This window comes from Kerstersia sp. (assembly GCF_052103615.1).
In the GTDB taxonomy this organism is placed as follows: Bacteria; Pseudomonadota; Gammaproteobacteria; order Burkholderiales; family Burkholderiaceae_B; genus Kerstersia.
The window spans coordinates 16,020-34,300 of sequence record NZ_JBQEKA010000017.1; the positions used below are offsets into that span (position 1 = coordinate 16,020).

Sequence of the window (18,281 nt, forward strand, 5' to 3'; positions counted from 1 at the left end):
TGGCAGGCGCTGGTGTTATCCCAGCATGGTTTCCAGGAAAATCCCGGCAAAGACAGCAAAGCCGAACCAGGTGTTATTGAGAAACGCCCGGAAGCAAGCCGCGCGATCGCGATGGCGTATCCAGATCAGGTGCCGCAGGGCGATCATCGCCGCGACCGCCAGGCCGGCCCAGAACCAGCTCTGGTAGCCCAACATGCCGCCAAACACACCCAGCAGTGCCAAGGTTGCCGCGTAAAAAAAGGCCACCATGGCGACATCCCAGGAGCCAAAGGTGACAGCCGATGTTTTCAGGCCCAGCTTGATGTCGTCTTCACGGTCCACCATGGCATATTCGGTATCGTAGGCAATCGCCCAGCAGATATTCGCGCCCAGCATAATCCAGGCTTCCAGCGGCAGCGCATTCAGCACGGCGGCATAGCCCATGGGAATGCCGAACCCGAAGGCGATGCCCAGATAGGCCTGAGGAATCGCGAAAAAGCGCTTCATCAAGGGATAGGTCACGGCCAGGAACACGGCAGGCAGTGACAGCCAAAGCGTCAGCGCATTCAGCGGCAGGATCAGGATCAGAGAAACCAGCGCCAGTGCGGCAGCCACCAGTAAGGCTTCCTTGGCGCTGATCTGGCCGGTGGTCAGCACGCGTGCCTGGGTGCGGTCAACATGCAGGTCGTAATCGCGGTCAAAGTAATCATTGATGGCGCAGCCTGCCGAACGCATCAGCACCGTGCCGATAATGAATACCACCAGGATGTACCACGAAGGCCAGCCTCCGCTGGCGGCCCAAAGCGCCCAAAGCGTTGGCCACAATAACAGCAACGAACCAATCGGTTTGTCCAGACGCGTCAGGCGGGCGTACAGGCGCAGCCGCTGGAAAAAGTCAGGCTTCAAGGCTTCCATGGTCATCGAATCAATTTCCCTTCGGCGCACCACGGCCCGCAGCGGTAAAGTGCTGCCCCGTGCGGCCCGTCTTGGCGAATCGCACATTGTAGCGGTTGCCCGGCAATCGTTCAGCCCCGGGCCAAGGTGCGCCAACGCGCGCCAACGCGCAGATTGACGCGGCGGCAGCCGCGCCCGGCAGGCGCAGTTGCGCATTTCACCGGCCAGAATCGGCCACAATCCAGGGCATAAAGAAAGGCCGGCACACCTCAGACAGGCAGCGTGCCCGGCCCCCGACCAGGAGAGAGATAGATGTCCAGACTGCCCACCCTATTTGACCGGCTGCGCCTGCCCGTCATTGCGTCACCCATGTTTATCGTCAGCACGCCCAAGCTGGTCATTGCGCAGTGCAAAGCCGGCATCGTCGGTTCCATGCCAGCGCTCAATGCCAGGCCGGCCAGCCAGCTGGATGAGTGGCTGGCGGAAATCACCGAAAGCCTGGATGCCTACAATCAGGCTCACCCCGACTGCCCGGCGGCGCCATTTGCCATCAATCAGATTGTCCACCGCAGCAATCAGCGGCTGGAGCACGATATGGCGCTGTGCGTGAAATACAAAGTCCCCATCATCATCACTTCGCTGGGCGCGCAGCCTGAAATCAACCAGGCCGCACACCAGTATGGCGGCATCGTCCTGCATGATGTCATCAATGACACCTATGCCCGCAAGGCCATCGCCAAAGGCGCGGATGGCCTGATCGCTGTCGCCAGCGGTGCCGGCGGCCACGCCGGTACCAAACATCCCTTTGCGCTGGTGGAGGAAATCCGCGCCTGGTTCGACGGGCCGCTGGCGCTATCAGGCGCCATTTCCACCGGCAATGGCATTCTGGCAGCGCAAGCCATAGGGGCGGATTTTGCCTATATCGGCTCAGCCTTTATCGCCACGGAAGAAGCCCAGGCATCAGCCGCCTATAAGCTGGCCATTGTGGAGGGCAGCTCCGACGATATCGTCTATACCAATTTTTTCACCGGCGTCCATGGCAACTACCTGAAGCCTTCCATCATTGCCGCCGGTTTCGATCCCGACCACCTGCCCGTCAGCGATCCGGCGCAGATGAATTTCGGTGAAGACCGCGCAGCCAAGGCCTGGAAAGATATCTGGGGTTGCGGCCAGGGCATCGGGCCCGTCGGGCGCATTCAGCCTGCGGCGGACTATATCGCCCAACTGCACCGCGAATACACCCAGGCGCGCCGCCGACTGGCCCTCTGACGCCTCCGGCCGTGCTGGCCGCGGGCAGCACGGCCAGCACGCAGGCCGGTCATCTCGCCCCAGCCTGCGCCGGTCTCACTTCAGCCTCTGCTGAGCGCCGTTTGCCCGCCGTCGGCCAGCAAATGGCCAGTAAATGGCCAGTAAATGGCCACCAAACGGCAGCAAATGGCAGACCGGAGCCTGAGTATTCCAGAAAACTATTGCCTGGCCAGCAAGCCGCGCAGCAATAGCTCCAGTGCGGCACTGCCCCGCGCCAGCCGCTCATTGCCATCCTCGCCATCGGCGATCCAGAAGGCCGCTTCGGCCAGGCTGCCGTAAATCAGCGATGCCAGCGCCTGAGCATCGGCTTCAGCCACTATGTTTTGCTGAATAAGGGTGTCGATCAGGCGCCGCATCGACTCAACGCAATGGCGTTGCGAGTCGGGCGACGCCCCGCCCAGCACCGCTCTGGCGTCACGCAGCACGATGCGCTGAATTTCAGGTTCCAGCGCCATTTCCAGATAGGCATGACAGCGTTTGCGAAAGCCTTCCCATGTGTCTGTCGCGCTGTCCGAAATCGCTTGCAGGCGTTGATCCATCTCGGCATCTATCTGATCCACAACGGCCGCCAGCAATCCCTTCTTGTCGCCGAAATGATGGTAAAGCGCGCCGCGGGTCAGGCCCGCCTTGGCGGTGAGTTCGTCCATCGCGGCGGCAGCGTAGCCGTGCTCTGCAAAGCACTGCCGCGCAGTTGCCAGCAATACGCTGCGGGTTTCTTCCATCTCGGCGCGAGTGCGGCGAACCATTCCCCTCTCCTTACATACGAAACGTATGATTATTTACAAACATAACGTATGAATATATGATTCTATTCATACGCACTGTTTGTATTGTCGCCGCGCCACCTTGCCGTGGCAAGCCAATGCTGCCGAATTTCCGTTCCTCCGGTTCCGCCCATACACCCGGTGTCTTCACCTCAAGGATTCACGCCATGCCTGCCCCATCACCCATGCCCGCCAGCCCATCGGCACGCCACCCTTGGCTGGCGGTGGCTGCCGTCGGCCTGGCCATTTTCTCTGTCGTGACAACCGAAATGCTCCCCATTGGGCTGCTGACGCCGATTGCGAACACCATGGGTACCACGACCGGCACCGCCGGCCTGATGGTTTCGCTACCCGCATTGCTGGCGGCCTTATTCGCGCCGCTGGTGGTGCTGGCTTCTGGCGGCATGGATAGGCGCCGGATTCTCTGCTGGCTGCTGGGGCTGCTGGTGGTCGCTAATATGGCGTCGGCAATGGCGCCCAGCCTGGCCTGGATGCTGGCCGCGCGTGTGCTGGTCGGTTTCTGCATGGGCGGTATATGGGCCATCGCTGGCGGTTTGGCCTCGCGTCTCGTGCCTGACCATGCCGTCGGCCTGGCGACCGCCATCATTTTTGGCGGTGTGGCTGCTGCCTCTGTATTGGGGGTGCCCATAGGCGCATTGATGGGCGATTTTGCCGGATGGCGCTGGGCCTTTGGCACGATGGCGTTGTTCAGCGGCCTGGTCCTGGTGCTGCATCTTGCCATCATGCCGGCATTGCCCGTCGCCCGTTCAGCCACTGCGCGCCAGTTTGGCGCGCAACTCTCCAACCGCAAGCTTCAAGCCGGATTGCTGCTGACACTGCTATTGGTCGGCAGCCATTTCATCGCTTTTACTTTTGTGCGTCCCTTGCTGCTGTCCGTATCGGGATTCGATGGGCATTGGGTCGGCGCGCTGCTGTTCGCGTATGGCATCGCGGGAATGATTGGCAATTTTCTGACCGGCATCATCGCAGCGCGCCGCACCGCATTGACCTTGATGGCGATTGCTGCGGGGCTACTGCTGACGCCGGTATTGTTCCTGACGATAGGCGGCTCACCGATTGGCGGCGGTGCGGTGCTGCTGGCCTGGGGCCTGGCCTATGGCGGCGTCTCCGTCGGTTTGATGACCTGGATGATGAAAGCCGCGCCACGCGCCATAGAAATCGCCACCGCGCTGTATGTCGGCGTTTTCAATATCGGCATTGCCTTGGGTTCGTGGAGCGGCGGCCAGATGGTGGACCGTTTCGGGCTCATTGCCAATCTTTGGCTGGCGGGAAGCCTTGCCGCCATGGCGCTCTTGCTGATTGCCGGCATTGCCGTGCTGGGACAAAAACATGCTGCTCCCGCCCTGTCCGCCAGCGCGGAAACCCGCTGACCGCGGCGAACACGCCATGCACGCAGCCTGATCGCGGTCATGCTGATAAAACCGCGGTTTGCGTCCAGCCCCTTCGTGCCGCGGCGGATCTCAAGGGATCAGCCTGTGCGCTAACGAACCCGGGCGCTCAAACCCAGGCGCCCGCCAGCGAAACTCAGCGCTGGCAGATGGCGAAAGAAAAAAACCCTCTGCCGCACTGAACAGGCGGCAGAGGGGTTTTGGCTGCCAGGCGTATTCGCCCGGCACAGCGGATGCTTACTGAACCAGCTTCTGGCTGCCGTCAGCATGCCAGGAATAGACCGAGAACTTGAAGTCGTTCAGGTCGCCCTGCTTGTTCCAGGAAATTTCGCCGATCGGCGTCTTGACGCTGTTGGCATGCAGATACTTGGCGACCACTTCCGGGTCTTCGCTCTTGGTCGCGTTGATCGCATCAAACAGCGCCTGCGTGGCGGCGTAAGCCTGCAATTGGAACGCGCCGCTGGCATTGCGGCCCTTTTCCTTGAAGAGGCGGACGACTTCCGCGTTAGCGGGATCAGAGCTGAAATCAGCCGGCAGCGTCAGCAGCATGCCTTCCACCGCCGGGCCTGCGATGGCGTTGATGTCCGGGTTGCCTGCGCCTTCCGGCCCCATGAAGCGTGCCTTCAGGCCTTGTTCGGCCGCCTGGCGCAGCAGCAGGCCGAGTTCAGGGTGGTAGCCACCGAAATAAACGAAATCGACACCGGCGGACTTCAGCTTGGTAATGACGGCGGAGTAATCGGTATCCCCGGCATTGATGCCTTCAAAGACAGCGACGTCAATACCGCCAGCCTTGACCGTATCGCGCACAGCCGTGGCAATGCCCTGGCCGTAGGACTGCTTGTCGTGCAGCACGGCAACCTTCGCCGGCTTGAGCGTTTCGACAATGAACTTGCCGGCGGCCGGGCCCTGTTGGTCATCACGCCCGATGGTGCGGAAAATGAACTCGTAATCCTTGCCGTCGGTCAGCGCGGGCGCCGTCGCCGAAGGCGAAATCATGACCACGCCTTCGCTGTCATAGATATCAGCTGCCGCAATGGTCGCGCCCGAGCACACATGGCCCACCACGAAACCGATACCGGCATTCACCACGTTATTGGCCGCAACCGGGCCTTGCTTGGGTTCGCAGGCATCGTCGATGACTTGCAGTTCAACCTGCTTGCCGTTCACGCCACCCTTGGCATTGTATTGTTCGACCGCCGTGAAGACGCCTTCACGCACCATATCGCCATACTGCGTTACCGAACCCGTCACCGGGCCGACAACGGCGATTTTCAGCGTCTCCGCATTCGCGGCTGCCGTCAGAGCAAACAAAGAAAACGCAATCGGTGCCAGTTTGAATACAGCTTTCATGTAACGGTTCCTCTAGTCATGCAATAGGGATCGGTGAAAGGGCCGCTGCCGCCAGCGCCATAGCGCGCCATGCGGCGTCCCGCCTCATGGCCTGAGCATACACGATGCCAGCGCGCTGCGGACGCCCGGCCTAACCCTAATACTGTCCTTTTCATGTAAAGCCCGGCCCATCCTGCTTGCCTCACCGGGCTGTCCCGCACTGGCCGGACACGGCGGCAGCATCGCCCAAGCATGTGCCCGCGGCTTGTCCCCGCACTGAGGAAATCGCGCTGGGCCGCGGCGTCTCATATTTCTTTGAAGCATATACAAAGGGCGAATTATTCGTTTGAGTTGCGTTCGCTGCCCTGCATCATGAGCACCATGCGACTTCAGACCATCATCATCCCCGGCTGGCGCAACTCTGACGCCGGCCACTGGCAAAGCCTCTGGGAAAGCCGACTTTCCAATGTCGTGCGCCTGCAGCAGGCCGACTGGGAAACGCCATCACCGGCCGCCTGGGTGGAAACACTGGCGCGCGCCATCAGCGACGCTTCCACGCCTGCGCTGCTGGTAGCGCACAGCCTGGGCTGCATTACCGTGGCCCATTTGCCTGCCAGCCTGCAACGCCGCGTGGCCGGTGCGATGCTGGTGGCGCCTGCCGATATCGAACGGCCAGGCGCGCACGAAGCCCTGCGCGGTTTCGGCCCGATTCCGCTAAACCCCTTGCCGTTCCAGAGCGTGGTGGTCGCCAGTGATGACGACCCCTACTGTTCACTGGACCGCGCCCGCCTGTTTGCCGATTCATGGGGCAGCCGTTTGAATATCCTGCCCGAGGCAGGACATATCAACAGCAGCTCGGGTTTCGGCAACTGGCCCCAGGGCTTGAAGATTCTGACGGCGCTGCGCCGCCGCGCCAGCTGGCGCCTGGTACCCCCGGCGCCCCGGATTCCGCCTGTGCCCGAACGCACGGTGCGCACCTGAAAACCAACTGCGCCACCCCCTGATTCCCTTTTTTTTGGCTCCGCCTACCTGCTTCTAGACTGGATCACCGACATGCTGAAACGATTTCTGACCCGCAGCCTCGCCATCGCCCTGCTTGGCGCCACTGCCGCCGCTGGCGCTCAAACCAAGCTGGGCACGGCATCCTATGATATTTCCCGCGAACTGTTCGGCGCCATCAATCCGCTGTTCGTCGCGCACTGGAAAGAAACCAAAGGCGAAGACCTGAATATTGAGCCTTCCTTCGGCGGTACCACCGCCCAGGCCAATGCCATTCTGCAAGGCCTGCCCATCAGCGCGGTCAGCTTCAACCAGGTGACGGATATCAATCTGCTGGCCAATCGCGGCTTCGTGGCCAAGGACTGGCAGCAGAAATTCGCCAACAACAGTTCGCCGTACTACAGCACCATCGCTTTCCTGGTGCGCAAGGACAACCCCAAGAACATCAAGAATTGGGATGATCTGGTGCGCGAAGACGTCAAGCTAGTCTTCCCCAACCCCAAAACTTCGGGCAACGCCCGCTACACCTATCTGGGCGCATGGCTCTATGCCAATGAAAAATTCGGCGGCGACCAGGCCAAAACCCGTGAATTCGTGAGCCAGCTGCTGGGCAACGTCGAGACCTTCCCCACTGGCGGCCGCGGCGCCACGACGGCTTTTGCCAACGAGCAAGGCGATGTGCTTCTGACCTTCGAATCGGAAGTCAACAATATCGCCAAGTCGGATGAGTTCAAGGACAAGGAGTTTGAAATCGTGGTGCCGCCGGTCAGCGTGCTGGCCGAATTCCCGGTCGCCGTGGTGGATCGCGTCGCCAAGCGCGAGAAAACGGAAGATGTCGCCCGCGAATTCCTGCAATTCCAGTACAGCCCGGAAATCCAGGCCCTGCTGGCAAACTACAATTACCGTGTGCACGACCCCGAAGTCGTCAAGGCCAATGCCGACCGTTTCCCGGAAGTCCGCCTGCTGAACCCGCAGGAAGTGCTGGGCGATTGGGATAGCATCCAGAGCACTCACTTCGCTTCGGGCGGCGTGCTCGATGAATTGCTGGCGCAGGCTGCCAGCCAACGCTGATCTCCGTACCGTCTGAAAGCCGATACTGACAAGGCGCCGCGTCATGCGGCGCCTTTGCGCCTTACATGCTGCCAAAATTCTTCAATCGTCCCCCCTCACTGCCCGGTTTCGGCCTGAGCTTCGGCATCAGTGTCCTGTATCTGTCGCTTATCATTTTGCTGCCCATCGCCGGCCTGCTGATCTATGCCTCGGGCATGAGCTGGGCCGAGTACTGGCGCGCCATCAGCGACCCTCGCGTGGTAGCCAGCTACCGTGTCACGCTTTATGGCGCATTCCTGTCCACGATTTTCGCTACGCTCTTCGGTCTGTTGCTGAGCTGGATCATCGTGCGTTATGAGTTTCCCGGCAAACGGGTGCTGGACGCCCTCGTGGACCTGCCCTTCGCGCTGCCTACCGCGGTGGCAGGCCTGACACTTGCGCTGCTGTTGTCGCCGCCGGGCTGGCTGGGGCAATATTTCTCGGCCTGGGGCATCAAGGTGGCTTATGCCTTCCCCGGCCTGGTCGTGGCCATGGTGTTCACCAGCCTGCCATTTGTCGTGCGTTCGGTGCAACCCGTGCTGGCCGATGTCGGCCCGGAATATGAAGAAGCCGCCAGAACGCTGGGCGCGCGTGATGGCCAGATTCTGCGCCGCGTGATCCTGCCCGCGCTGCTGCCCGCCATCATGACAGGCGCGTCGCAGGCCTTCATCCGCAGTCTGGGCGAGTTCGGCGCGGTCGTCATGATTGCTGGCAACCTGCCATTCCGTACCGAAATCACCTCGCTGATGATCTTCATGCGGCAAGCCGAAAACAATTATCCGGCAGCGGCGGCCATCGCCACCGTCGTGCTGTTTGCTTCCCTGTTGTTGCTGTTTGGTTTGCGCATGGCGCAGAAATGGCTACTGCCCTGGTACCGGACGGAGGTTTAAGCCATGCGCCGCAATCAACAAGGCTGGAAAGCCTGGACGCTTATCACGCTGGGCATTACCGGCGCAGTGCTGTTGCTGGTGCTGCCCCTGGTCCTGATTTTCACGCAAGCCCTGTCACTGGGCTGGCAGACCTTTGTCAGCAATGTGCTGGCGCCGGATACCGTGCATGCCATCAAGCTGACCTTATTGATCGCCGCCATTACCGTGCCGGTCAATCTGATCTTCGGCGTCATGCTGGCCTGGTGCGTGACGCAATACCGCTTTCGCGGGCGCCAGTTCCTGATCACGCTGACCGATATTCCCTACGCCATTTCGCCTGTCGTTGCCGGTCTTTGCTACCTGCTGGTCTATGGCCTGGAAGGCTTGTTCGGGGAGTGGCTCTACGAGCACGATATCCAATTGATTTTTGCCTGGCCAGGCATGGTGATGGCCACCATGTTCGTCACCGCCCCTTTTGTGGCCCGCATTCTGATCCCCCTGATGCAGGCGCAAGGCAATGATGAAGAACATGCGGCGCTGACACTGGGCGCCAGCGGCTGGCAAATATTCCAACGCATCACGCTGCCCAAAATCAAATGGGGCCTGCTCTATGGCGTGGCCATTACCAATGCCCGGGCAGTCGGCGAGTTCGGCGCGGTGTCGGTGGTGTCCGGCGTCATCCGGGGCAAAACCCTGACCTTGCCGCTCCTGATCCAGCAGCTCAATGACGACAACAAGGCTGTGGCGGCCTTTACCGCGGCGGCATTGCTCACGACGATTGCGCTGGTGACCCTGACCGCCAAGATCATCATGGAACGCAAGGATGTCCTGCTGCGCGCCCGCAGCCCCGGCAAATAAAAGCATGCCCTGACGGCATTGGCTCTATAGGCGAAAGAAGCGCCAAAGAAAACGCCCCGGCCCTGTGTGAAACCAGGGCCGGGGCGTTTATTTTCCCAAGGCTGTCTAGCTGCGCCGGGATGCTGGGATACCGATATCAGCTTCCCAGCCCGCAGAACAGCCCCGCAAAACAGCCCCGAACACTGCGTGCAGGGCTGCGCGAAGATTATTGCAGCAGGCTGCGCAGCATCCAGGCATTCTTTTCATGAATGTCCAGGCGCTGCGTCAACAGATCGGCGGTAGGCTGGTCATTGGCTTCGTCGGCCACGCTGAAAGCCTTGCGCGCCGTTTTGGCGACGGACTCATTGCCCTTGACCAGCAAGCGCACCATTTCCAGCGCTTCCGGCACATCCTCCGGCTCGGCAATGGATGCCAGCTTGGCGAATTCGCGAGTCGTGCCCGGCGCATAGACGCCCAGCGCGCGGATACGCTCGGCGATATCGTCCAGCGCATTCCATTGTTCCGTGTACTGATCCATGAACATGGTGTGCAGCGTGTTGAACAGCGGCCCAGTCACGTTCCAGTGGAAATTATGCGTCATCAGGTACAACGCATGGGCATCCGCCAGAACTTTGGAAAGTTCCTGGGCGACGGCCAGACGATTTTTCTCAGAGATACCGATATCAATGCCGGGGGCTGCAACTTTTTTGGAACTGGACATGCGTTTCTCCTGTTTCAGATGGCGTTTCCGCCGTTGGGCGCGCGACTAGCAGGCTGCCCGTCCCGCGCTCTGATGACAGAAACAGCATAGCAGAAAGCCCGGCCCGCCGGCTTAATACGGCGCAAGCCGGTTAGCGCGCACGGGCCAAAACCGCCGTGAAATCAGACTTGTTCGATCTCGCTTTCTTCCAGCATTTTCACGTTGGGCATCCCGCACTCATAGACGGTACGCGCCAACGCATCCACCGCCGCCTGGCGCGGGAAACTGCGGCGCCAGGCCAGCACGACCCGGCGGTCAGGCACCGGCGCGCGGAACGGTATGTAACGCAACAAGGGAGTGCTGGCGGTATCTTTGGGCACCGACGTGATCGGCAGCACAGTAATGCCTATGCCCGAGGCCACCATATGGCGGATGGTTTCCAGGGAAGACCCTTCAAAGGATCGCTGAATGCCGTCTGCCGCTGCGGAAAAACGCGACATTTCCGGACAGACGCCCAACACCTGGTCACGGAAGCAATGCCCATGCCCCAGCAACAGCATAGTTTCCTGTTTCAAATCATTGGCATCTATCGACTCTCGGCCTGCCCAGGGATGGCTGACCGGCACAGCAACCACGAACGGCTCATCGTACAGCGGACGCGTCATCAGGCCGGTTTCCGGCAGCGGCAAGGCCATGATGGCGCAGTCGATTTCCCCCTGGCGCAACAGTTCCACCAGGCGTACCGTAAAGTTTTCCTGCAGCAGCAGGGGCATTTGCGGAATGCTGGAGATATGGCGCGGCACCAGATAAGGCAACAGATAAGGCCCGATGGTATGGATCACGCCAACGCGCAGCGGCCCGGAAAGCGGGTCATGGCCTTGCTGCGCGATTTCCTTCAAGTAGGCGCTTTCTTCCAGCACCTTCTGTGCCTGCGCGACAATCCGCTCACCCAGCGCCGTCACGCCGACTTCCGAACTGCCACGCTCGAAAATCGCCACGCCCAGCTCATCCTCCAGCTTGCGAATCGCCACGGACAGCGTGGGCTGGCTAACGAAGCACGCCTCGGCCGCACGCCCGAAATGACGCTCTCTGGCAACTGCGACGATGTACTTCAACTCGGTCAAGGTCATTGAAATTTCCGCTATTTAATACTTGATCGCCCATGAAACGGCGCCGCGATCACTGGTATCGCCGTTTCCTCTACACATGATATGGCATCTGGCGCCGTCGGGCGCCAGGATTGCTGCCCTTGCCCGCCCAAGCGCCCTGCCCCCGGCACCTCAAGTCCTAAGAAAGTCTTCCCGTCCCGACATCCAGCGCTCCAAGTGCTCATGCGCCACGCCGGGCGCTTCCCGCAACAATTGGCGCGCTGCATCCCGTGCCTGTTCCGCCAGCTCCGGGAATTGTTCGGTATCCCCGTAACGCAGCATCGCCATGCCGGATTGCCGGGTGCCCAGGAACTCGCCCGGGCCCCGCTGCTCCAGATCGCGCCGGGCAATCTCGAAGCCATCGTTGGTTTCATACATGGCTTTCAGGCGGTCCCGCGCATGCGCCGACAAGGGCCCCTGGTACAGCAATACACAAACAGACTGCGCCGCGCCGCGGCCCACCCGGCCGCGCAGCTGATGCAGCTGCGCCAGCCCAAAGCGTTCGGCATGCTCAATCACCATCAGCGAGGCATTCGGCACATCTACCCCCACTTCAATCACCGTCGTCGCCACCAGCAGATCTACCTCGCCAGCCCGGAATGCGTCCATGACCACGGCTTTTTCCGCCGCGCTCAGACGGCCATGCACCAGCCCCAAGGCCAGATCCGGCAGCGCGGCGCTCAGCGCTGCATGGGTATCGACAGCAGTCTGCAAGGCCAGGGCTTCACTTTCTTCCACCAGCGGGCAAACCCAATACGCCTGGCGGCCTTCGCGCACAGCCTGGGCGACCAGGGCGATGACCTCTTCACGCCGCCCCTCTTCGACCAGCTTGGTGCGTACCGGCGTACGGCCCGGCGGCAACTCATCAATGACAGACACATCCAGGTCGGCAAAATGCGCCATGGCCAGGGTGCGCGGAATGGGGGTCGCGCTCATGTTCAGCAGATGCGGCACTTCCGCCGCTGCATCGTCTTCCCCCTTGCGGCTGAGCGCCAGACGCTGGCCCACACCGAAGCGGTGCTGCTCATCGACAATCACCAGGCCCAGACAATCAAAATCCACATGATCCTGCACCAGCGCCTGCGTGCCCACGACCAGCGGCGCCTGGCCCGCCGCAATGGCCTGCAAGGCTTCGCGCCGGGCTTTGGTTTTCTGGCTGCCGCTCAGCCAGGCAATCGGCACGCCCAGCGGTTCCAGCCAATCCGCCAATTTCCGGAAATGCTGTTCCGCCAGCAGCTCGGTCGGCGCCATCAGGGCGACCTGAGCGCCTGCGTCTATCGCCTGCGCCGCAGCCAGCGCCGCCACCACCGTCTTGCCGCTGCCGACATCGCCCTGCAACAAGCGATGCATGGGGTGGGTACGGCCCAGATCCCCGGCAATCTCTGCCACAACACGCTGCTGCGCCTGCGTCAAGGCAAACGGCAAACGGGCCAGCAAACGGCGGCTCAGGGAATCGTCTTCCTGGCGCAGCGGCAGCGGCCGCGCCCGCTTAGACAAGCGGGCCGCCCTGGCTGCCGCCATGGACAGCTGATGCGCCAGCATTTCATCGAACATGACCCGGCGCCAGGCCGGATGCGTCCGGAATTCCAGCGAGGCCAAAGGCGCGCCTGGCTCGGGCGCATGCAGGAACATGACGGCTTCGTGCAAATCCATCAAGTCCAGCGATTCCCGCAGGCGGGCAGGCAAAATGTCATCCAGGCGCGCGCGCGGCAATGCCTCGGCAATCGCTTTACGCAATACCGGCTGCGACAAGCCTTCCGTCGTGGGGTACACCGGCGTCAGTGCTTGCGGCAACTCACGCCCGGCCGCGACGATGCGCGGATGGATGATTTCCTTGCCGAACAGGTTGCCCCGCACCTCGCCTATTGCCCGGACTTGCGCTCCTTCTTCGACCTGTTTGCGCTGATTCGGATAAAAATTGAGCCAGCGCAGGGTCATGCTGCCGCTGTCGTCCGTCAGCGTCACGCTCAACTGGCGGCGCGGCCGCAGCAACACTTCATTGCGGGTGATTGTGCCCGACACCTGCGCCACTGCGCCAGGGCGAGCCTGAGCAATGGCGACGATCTGGGTTTCATCTTCATAGCGCAGCGGCAAATGCAGCGCAAAATCTTCAGGACGGCGTAAGCCCAGGCGCTCCAGGCGCCCGGCAACCGTCGCCGCCGACGGGCGCCCACCCCGGGCGCCCTGGCGTCCCTTCTTGCCAGACGGTGCTTCTGTCTGCATGGAAACGGCGGCGGCTCCCCGTTCAGATGACGAGAATCGCCTCAACTTCGAATTGCGCGCCCTTGGGCAGACTGGCCACCCCGACGGTAGAACGGGCCGGGAACGGTTGCGGAATGATTTCCGCCATAATGGCGTTGGCTGCCGCAAACCGGCTGAGGTCAGTCAGAAACAAGGTCAGTTTGACAATGTTGTCCAGCGTGCCGCCAGACGCTTCGATCACCGCCGACATATTGGCAAAGGCCTGCCGGACCTGGGCTTCGAAATTTTCCGAGACCATTTCGCCGGTACCCGGTTCAAGACCGATCTGACCGGACAGGAATACCGTACGCGTGCCGCTGGCAGCCACTGCCTGGGAATACGGGCCGACCGCTGCCGGGGCGGCATCGGTGTGAATGATTTGCTTGCTCATGTTGTTCTCTCGCGTGGCCGCAGGACTCCCCCCGGGAGCCTGACAGGATAGACACCGCCGACAAGGCCGGCGGCGTAACGATTATATATAAGACCGGCGCAAGGGCCAGCGCGCAAGCGGGCTGGCAGGCCTATTTCTCGACGAAGGCCCGTTCCACGACATAATCGCCGGGTTGGCCTACCCCCGGGGAAATGACAAAGCCCCGGCTGTCCAGCATGGCGCTGACGTCCTGCAGCATCGAAGGGCTGCCGCAAATCATGGCGCGATCCACCGCAGGATCCAGCGGTGGCAGGCCGATGGTCTCGAACAATTGACCGTTTTCGACCACTTCCGTCACACGGCCCTGGTTGCGGAACGGTTCGCGCGTGACCGTCGGATAGTAGATCAGCTTTTCGCGCACGATATCGCCGAAGAATTCGTTGTCCGGCAATTCTTTCTCGATGTAGTCAGCATAAGCCAGCTCGCTGACCCAGCGCACGCCGTGCAGCAGCACGACCTTTTCAAAGCGCTCATAGACGTCAGGGTCTTTGATGATGCTCATGAACGGCGCCAGGCCCGTGCCTGTGCCGAACAAATAGAGGTTCCGGCCATTGGGGCGCAGATCATCCGCCACCAGGGTGCCGACCGGCTTTTTGCTGACCAGCAGCGTATCGCCCGGCTGCAAGTGCTGCAGGCGCGAGGTCAGCGGGCCGTTCTGCACTTTGATGCTGAAGAACTCCAGATGCTCTTCATAGTTGGCGCTGGCAATGCTGTAGGCACGCAGCAGGGGCTTGCCCTCGACTTCCAGACCAATCATGACGAAGTGGCCGTTGTGGAACCGCAAGGCGGGATCGCGCGTGGTGCGGAATGAGAACAGGGTGTCGTTCCAGTGATGCACACTGAGCACGCGCTCATTGTTGAAGGCTGCCATGTTGTAGATGAATAACCTTTGCTGCCATACAGCGAATTGATGAAAGTGCGGGCATTTTATCAACTTACGCGCCGCCGGTTGGGAATAAGAATGGTGCGCAATAAGCATATGCCCCTGGCATCTAAGGATGCCGCCCGCCCCGGCTGCCGCGCCGGTGGTCCGCGCCGGTTGTCCATGCCGGTAGTATGATGCTGTCTTGAACCACACAGACACGACACCAATCATCATGTCAGCATTGCTCAAAGCCCGGATCATGGATGAAATCAAGGCGGCCATGCGCGCCAAGGATAGCGCACGCCTTGGAACCCTGCGTTTTCTGCAGGCTGCCATCAAGCAGGTGGAAATCGACACCCGCGAAGAACCCGATGATGCCGCGATCCAGCGCATCGTTGAAAAGCAGGTCAAGCAGCGCCGTGAGTCGATAGCCGCTTTCTCGCAGGCCGGGCGCACCGAATCCGCCGAGCACGAAGAAGCGGAACTTGTGGTGCTGCAGGAATTCCTGCCGCAGCAAGCCGATGCCGCCGAAATCGAGGCTGCCGTGGATGCCGCCGTCAAGGACGCGCTGGCTCAGGGCGCAAGCGGCCCCGCCGCCATGGGCAAAATCATGGCGCATCTCAAGGCCGCGCTGGCCGGCCGCGCCGATATGGCGCAGTTGTCGGCGATGGTGAAAACCAAGCTGGCTGAGCAAGCCTGATTCGCCCGCAGCGGCACGAATCATTGCGCCAAAAAGAAAAAGCACCCTCAGGGTGCTTTTTCTTTGCCGCGCCTGCTTGCGCTCTGCTCGCTGCGCGGCATCGACATCGGCATCGGCATCGGCATCGGCAGGCAGGCAGGCTTACAGCAGCCCCGTTTCTTCCCAGTCCTTGAGCTTGCGCGTCAGCGTATTGCGCCCTATCCCGAGACGGGCAGCGGCCTCGATGCGCCGGCCCCGGCAAGCATCCAGCGCTGCTTGCAGCAGGATTTCCTCAAACTGCCGGGTCAGCACGGCCATGATGTCGAACTCGCCGCGCGCCAGGCGTTGCCGGACATCCTGGCGCAAGCCGGTGTGCCAGGTATCTGCTGCCAGGGGGTCTGACGCCGGCCCCGGCTGCCCGCCCTGCACTGGCGGGGCCATGCTGGCCCCCTGAACCCGCTGTTGGGCCTGCTGCGCCCGCGCCGCGCTGATTTCCGGCGGCAAGTCTTCCAGGCCCACCATTTGTCCGGGCGCCATGACGGTCAGCCAATGGCAGAAATTTTCCAGTTGCCGCACATTGCCGGGAAAATCAAAACGGCAAAACGCATGCATGGCATCATGCGTCAGTGTCTTGGACGCCACGCCCAAGGTGCGCGCGCTCTGGGCCAGGAAATGTTCGGTCAATGCCGGAATATCTTCACGCCGTTCACGCAGCGGCGGCAAACGCAGCCGTATCACATTCAGGCGGTGAAAGAGATCCTCGCGAAACCGGCCCTGCGCCACCAGCTGTTCCAGCGGCTGGTGCGTCGCGGCGATAATGCGCACATCAACTTTGACCGGCTGCGAGCCGCCAACACGGTAAAAACTGCCTTCGGCCAGCACCCGCAGCAAGCGCGTCTGCAATTCCAGCGGCATATCACCGATTTCATCCAGAAACAGCGTGCCGCCGTCAGCTTCTTCAAAGCGACCCCGGCGCAGCTGGCTGGCGCCGGTAAAGGCGCCGCGCTCATGGCCGAATAGCTCGGCCTCCAGCAGATCACGCGGAATTGCGGCGGCATTCAGCGCCACGAATGGCGCCGCGGCACGCGAACCGTGACTATGCAATGCGCGCGCGATCAATTCTTTGCCAGTGCCGGATTCGCCTGTAATCAGCACGGTGGCGCGTGATTGCGCCAGGCGGCCGATGGCGCGGAACACCTCCTGCATGGCCGTTGACGCGGAACGCATCATCATGACCCGCTGATCCACCGGCAAGGTCGCCGCTTCGCCCAGCGCCGGCTGCGCCCGCTTGCTGTCCTGCGTGGCGCGCTGGATCAGGGCGACCGCATCATTGACATCGAAAGGCTTGGCCAGGTAATCGAAAGCGCCATGCTGAAATGCCGACACGGTGCTTTCCAGATCCGCATAGGCAGTCATCACGATGACCGGCAAAGCCGGATGGCGCGCTTTGATTTCCCCCAGCAGGCCCAACCCGTCGCCGCCCGGCATGCGGATATCGGAGACCAGCGCATCGGGCTGTTCCTGCGCCAGCGCCTGCAGCACGCGTTCCGGCCCGGGAAAGCTGCGCGTCACGATTCCGGCGCGCGCCAGCGCTTTTTCCAGCACCCAACGAATCGCCTGGTCGTCATCTACTATCCAAACCGATTTCATCACGCTAGCTCCATGGGTAATACCAGGCAGAACTCGGTGTTGCCGGGTTCGGAACGGAACTCGATCACACCATCATGCTGCTGAAGAAAATCCTGCGCCAGGCTGAGCCCCAGCCCGGTGCCGCTGGCCCTGCCCGTCACCAGGGGGTGAAAGACCCTATCCTGAATGCTGTCCGGCACACCCGGGCCGTTGTCGATGACGGAGACTGCCAGGGCCATGCGTTCCTGCCGTCCTCCTATCATGACGCGCCGCATGACGCGGGTGCGCAAGGTAATGCGCGCATCCGGCACCTGCAAGGGCTGCGTCAGCGCCTGCGCGGCATTGCGCATCACGTTGAGCAAGGCCTGTATCAGGCGCTCCGCATCTGCCATGATTTCCGGCACGGACGCGTCATAATCGCGCTGCACCAGGACAGCGTCGCGAAACTCGGCGCTTATCAGCGCGCAGACCCGCTCACAGACTTCATGAATATTGGTGGGCCTGCGCCTGACGGCGGCAATACGCTGGGAAGCGGCAAGACGGTCCACCAGCGCCTGCAGGCGATCGGCTTCGGAAATAATGACCTGGGTATATTCCTGCAAGGCAGGATCCGGCAGTTCGGCCTCAAGCAACTGCGCAGCGCCGCGCAGCCCGCCCAAGGGATTCTTGATTTCATGCGCCAGATTGCGCAGCAGCTCGCGCTGGCCCTGCAAACTGGCATGCAGCTGATTGCTGCGGTCAGCAAGCTGCGCCTGGGTGACCTCCCGCACTTCGATGAGGGTCGGCCAAGGCTGGACGGCCAGGGTCAGCACCGTGACCGCAACCGCAGGCGTTTCCGTCAGCCCCCGGCGGGCCTGCAGATGCAAACGCAGATCCGCAAAACCATCGGCCTGGGAGGCCGTCACTGCCGCCCGGATATCCGCCGCCTCGACAAACAGCTGCTCTACGGGCATGCCGGCCAGCCGTCTGCGGGCGCGCCCAAAGACATCCTCTGCCGCGCCATTGGCATGCGCCACCCGCCCCTGCGCATCAATCAACAAGACGGAGCAGGCCAACAGATCCAATGCATCGAGATTCATGATGGACGGCTCCCCGGGGCGATGGCGCAGCGG

At 61.8% G+C, this 18,281-nt stretch carries 17 protein-coding genes; 7 read left to right on the top strand and 10 right to left on the bottom strand.

What is annotated here, in order from left to right; genetic code table 11:
- Positions 1-15 precede the first annotated feature (15 nt).
- A complete protein-coding gene (gene ubiA, locus ACTJGZ_RS06290; RefSeq protein WP_441662090.1) occupies positions 16-894 on the bottom strand; it encodes a 4-hydroxybenzoate octaprenyltransferase in 879 nt (292 codons plus the stop codon).
- A 291-nt stretch (positions 895-1,185) separates the two neighbouring features.
- Between ubiA and ACTJGZ_RS06295 the strand changes: the two genes are divergently transcribed.
- Complete coding sequence (locus tag ACTJGZ_RS06295) at positions 1,186-2,142, top strand: NAD(P)H-dependent flavin oxidoreductase (RefSeq protein ID WP_441662091.1); 957 nt, start codon at positions 1,186-1,188, stop codon at positions 2,140-2,142.
- A gap of 197 nt (positions 2,143-2,339) precedes the next feature.
- On the opposite strand, the gene ACTJGZ_RS06300 is transcribed toward ACTJGZ_RS06295, so the two are convergent.
- Positions 2,340-2,927 carry a TetR/AcrR family transcriptional regulator gene (locus tag ACTJGZ_RS06300; RefSeq protein ID WP_441662092.1) on the bottom strand — a complete coding sequence of 196 codons (588 nt, stop codon included), beginning with the start codon at positions 2,925-2,927 and terminating at the stop codon, positions 2,340-2,342.
- A 185-nt stretch (positions 2,928-3,112) separates the two neighbouring features.
- Here ACTJGZ_RS06300 and ACTJGZ_RS06305 point away from each other — a divergent pair, with 185 nt between their 5' ends.
- A complete protein-coding gene (locus ACTJGZ_RS06305; protein WP_441662093.1) occupies positions 3,113-4,336 on the top strand; it encodes an MFS transporter in 1,224 nt (407 codons plus the stop codon).
- A gap of 255 nt (positions 4,337-4,591) precedes the next feature.
- Here the strand turns inward: ACTJGZ_RS06305 and ACTJGZ_RS06310 are convergent, their stop codons facing one another.
- Positions 4,592-5,704, bottom strand: coding sequence for a high-affinity branched-chain amino acid ABC transporter substrate-binding protein (locus ACTJGZ_RS06310; RefSeq protein ID WP_441662094.1), 1,113 nt, complete (start codon positions 5,702-5,704; stop codon positions 4,592-4,594).
- A 360-nt stretch (positions 5,705-6,064) separates the two neighbouring features.
- On the opposite strand from ACTJGZ_RS06310, the gene ACTJGZ_RS06315 reads away from it, so the two are divergent.
- The 4 genes from ACTJGZ_RS06315 (at position 6,065) to cysW (ending at position 9,498) form a co-directional block, all read left to right on the top strand.
- A complete protein-coding gene (locus tag ACTJGZ_RS06315; protein WP_441662095.1) occupies positions 6,065-6,664 on the top strand; it encodes an RBBP9/YdeN family alpha/beta hydrolase in 600 nt (199 codons plus the stop codon).
- Positions 6,665-6,736: 72 nt separating this feature from the next.
- The gene (gene cysP, locus ACTJGZ_RS06320; RefSeq protein WP_441662096.1) at positions 6,737-7,753 is read left to right on the top strand and encodes a thiosulfate ABC transporter substrate-binding protein CysP; all 1,017 of its coding nucleotides are present in this window, start codon (positions 6,737-6,739) and stop codon (positions 7,751-7,753) included.
- A gap of 65 nt (positions 7,754-7,818) precedes the next feature.
- Positions 7,819-8,661: a sulfate ABC transporter permease subunit CysT gene (gene cysT / locus ACTJGZ_RS06325; RefSeq protein ID WP_441662097.1), complete on the top strand. Its 843-nt coding sequence runs from the start codon at positions 7,819-7,821 to the stop codon at positions 8,659-8,661.
- 3 nt (positions 8,662-8,664) lie between these two features.
- Entirely contained in the window at positions 8,665-9,498 is an 834-nt protein-coding gene (gene cysW / locus ACTJGZ_RS06330; RefSeq protein WP_441662098.1) for a sulfate ABC transporter permease subunit CysW, read from the top strand.
- A gap of 205 nt (positions 9,499-9,703) precedes the next feature.
- Here the strand turns inward: cysW and ACTJGZ_RS06335 are convergent, their stop codons facing one another.
- The 5 genes from ACTJGZ_RS06335 to ACTJGZ_RS06355 form a co-directional block, all read right to left on the bottom strand.
- A complete protein-coding gene (locus ACTJGZ_RS06335) occupies positions 9,704-10,198 on the bottom strand; it encodes a Dps family protein (RefSeq protein WP_441662099.1) in 495 nt (164 codons plus the stop codon).
- Between the two features lie 161 nt (positions 10,199-10,359).
- Entirely contained in the window at positions 10,360-11,307 is a 948-nt protein-coding gene (locus tag ACTJGZ_RS06340; RefSeq protein WP_441662100.1) for a LysR substrate-binding domain-containing protein, read from the bottom strand.
- Positions 11,308-11,457: 150 nt separating this feature from the next.
- Positions 11,458-13,548: an ATP-dependent DNA helicase RecG gene (gene recG, locus ACTJGZ_RS06345; RefSeq protein WP_441662101.1), complete on the bottom strand. Its 2,091-nt coding sequence runs from the start codon at positions 13,546-13,548 to the stop codon at positions 11,458-11,460.
- A gap of 22 nt (positions 13,549-13,570) precedes the next feature.
- Positions 13,571-13,957 (bottom strand): Rid family detoxifying hydrolase, encoded by a 387-nt coding sequence (locus tag ACTJGZ_RS06350; protein WP_415831992.1) that lies wholly within the window; start codon positions 13,955-13,957, stop codon positions 13,571-13,573.
- Positions 13,958-14,087: 130 nt separating this feature from the next.
- The gene (locus ACTJGZ_RS06355; RefSeq protein WP_441662102.1) at positions 14,088-14,867 is read right to left on the bottom strand and encodes a ferredoxin--NADP reductase; all 780 of its coding nucleotides are present in this window, start codon (positions 14,865-14,867) and stop codon (positions 14,088-14,090) included.
- A gap of 226 nt (positions 14,868-15,093) precedes the next feature.
- Here ACTJGZ_RS06355 and ACTJGZ_RS06360 point away from each other — a divergent pair, with 226 nt between their 5' ends.
- Positions 15,094-15,561 carry a GatB/YqeY domain-containing protein gene (locus tag ACTJGZ_RS06360; RefSeq protein ID WP_441662116.1) on the top strand — a complete coding sequence of 156 codons (468 nt, stop codon included), beginning with the start codon at positions 15,094-15,096 and terminating at the stop codon, positions 15,559-15,561.
- A 141-nt stretch (positions 15,562-15,702) separates the two neighbouring features.
- Here the strand turns inward: ACTJGZ_RS06360 and ntrC are convergent, their stop codons facing one another.
- Positions 15,703-17,190: a nitrogen regulation protein NR(I) gene (gene ntrC / locus ACTJGZ_RS06365; protein ID WP_441662117.1), complete on the bottom strand. Its 1,488-nt coding sequence runs from the start codon at positions 17,188-17,190 to the stop codon at positions 15,703-15,705.
- On the bottom strand, positions 17,190-18,248 hold the full coding sequence (gene glnL, locus ACTJGZ_RS06370; protein WP_441662103.1) for a nitrogen regulation protein NR(II): 1,059 nt from the start codon (positions 18,246-18,248) through the stop codon (positions 17,190-17,192). Before glnL ends, ntrC begins: the two co-directional genes overlap by 1 nt.
- Between the last annotated feature and the right edge of the window lie 33 nt (positions 18,249-18,281).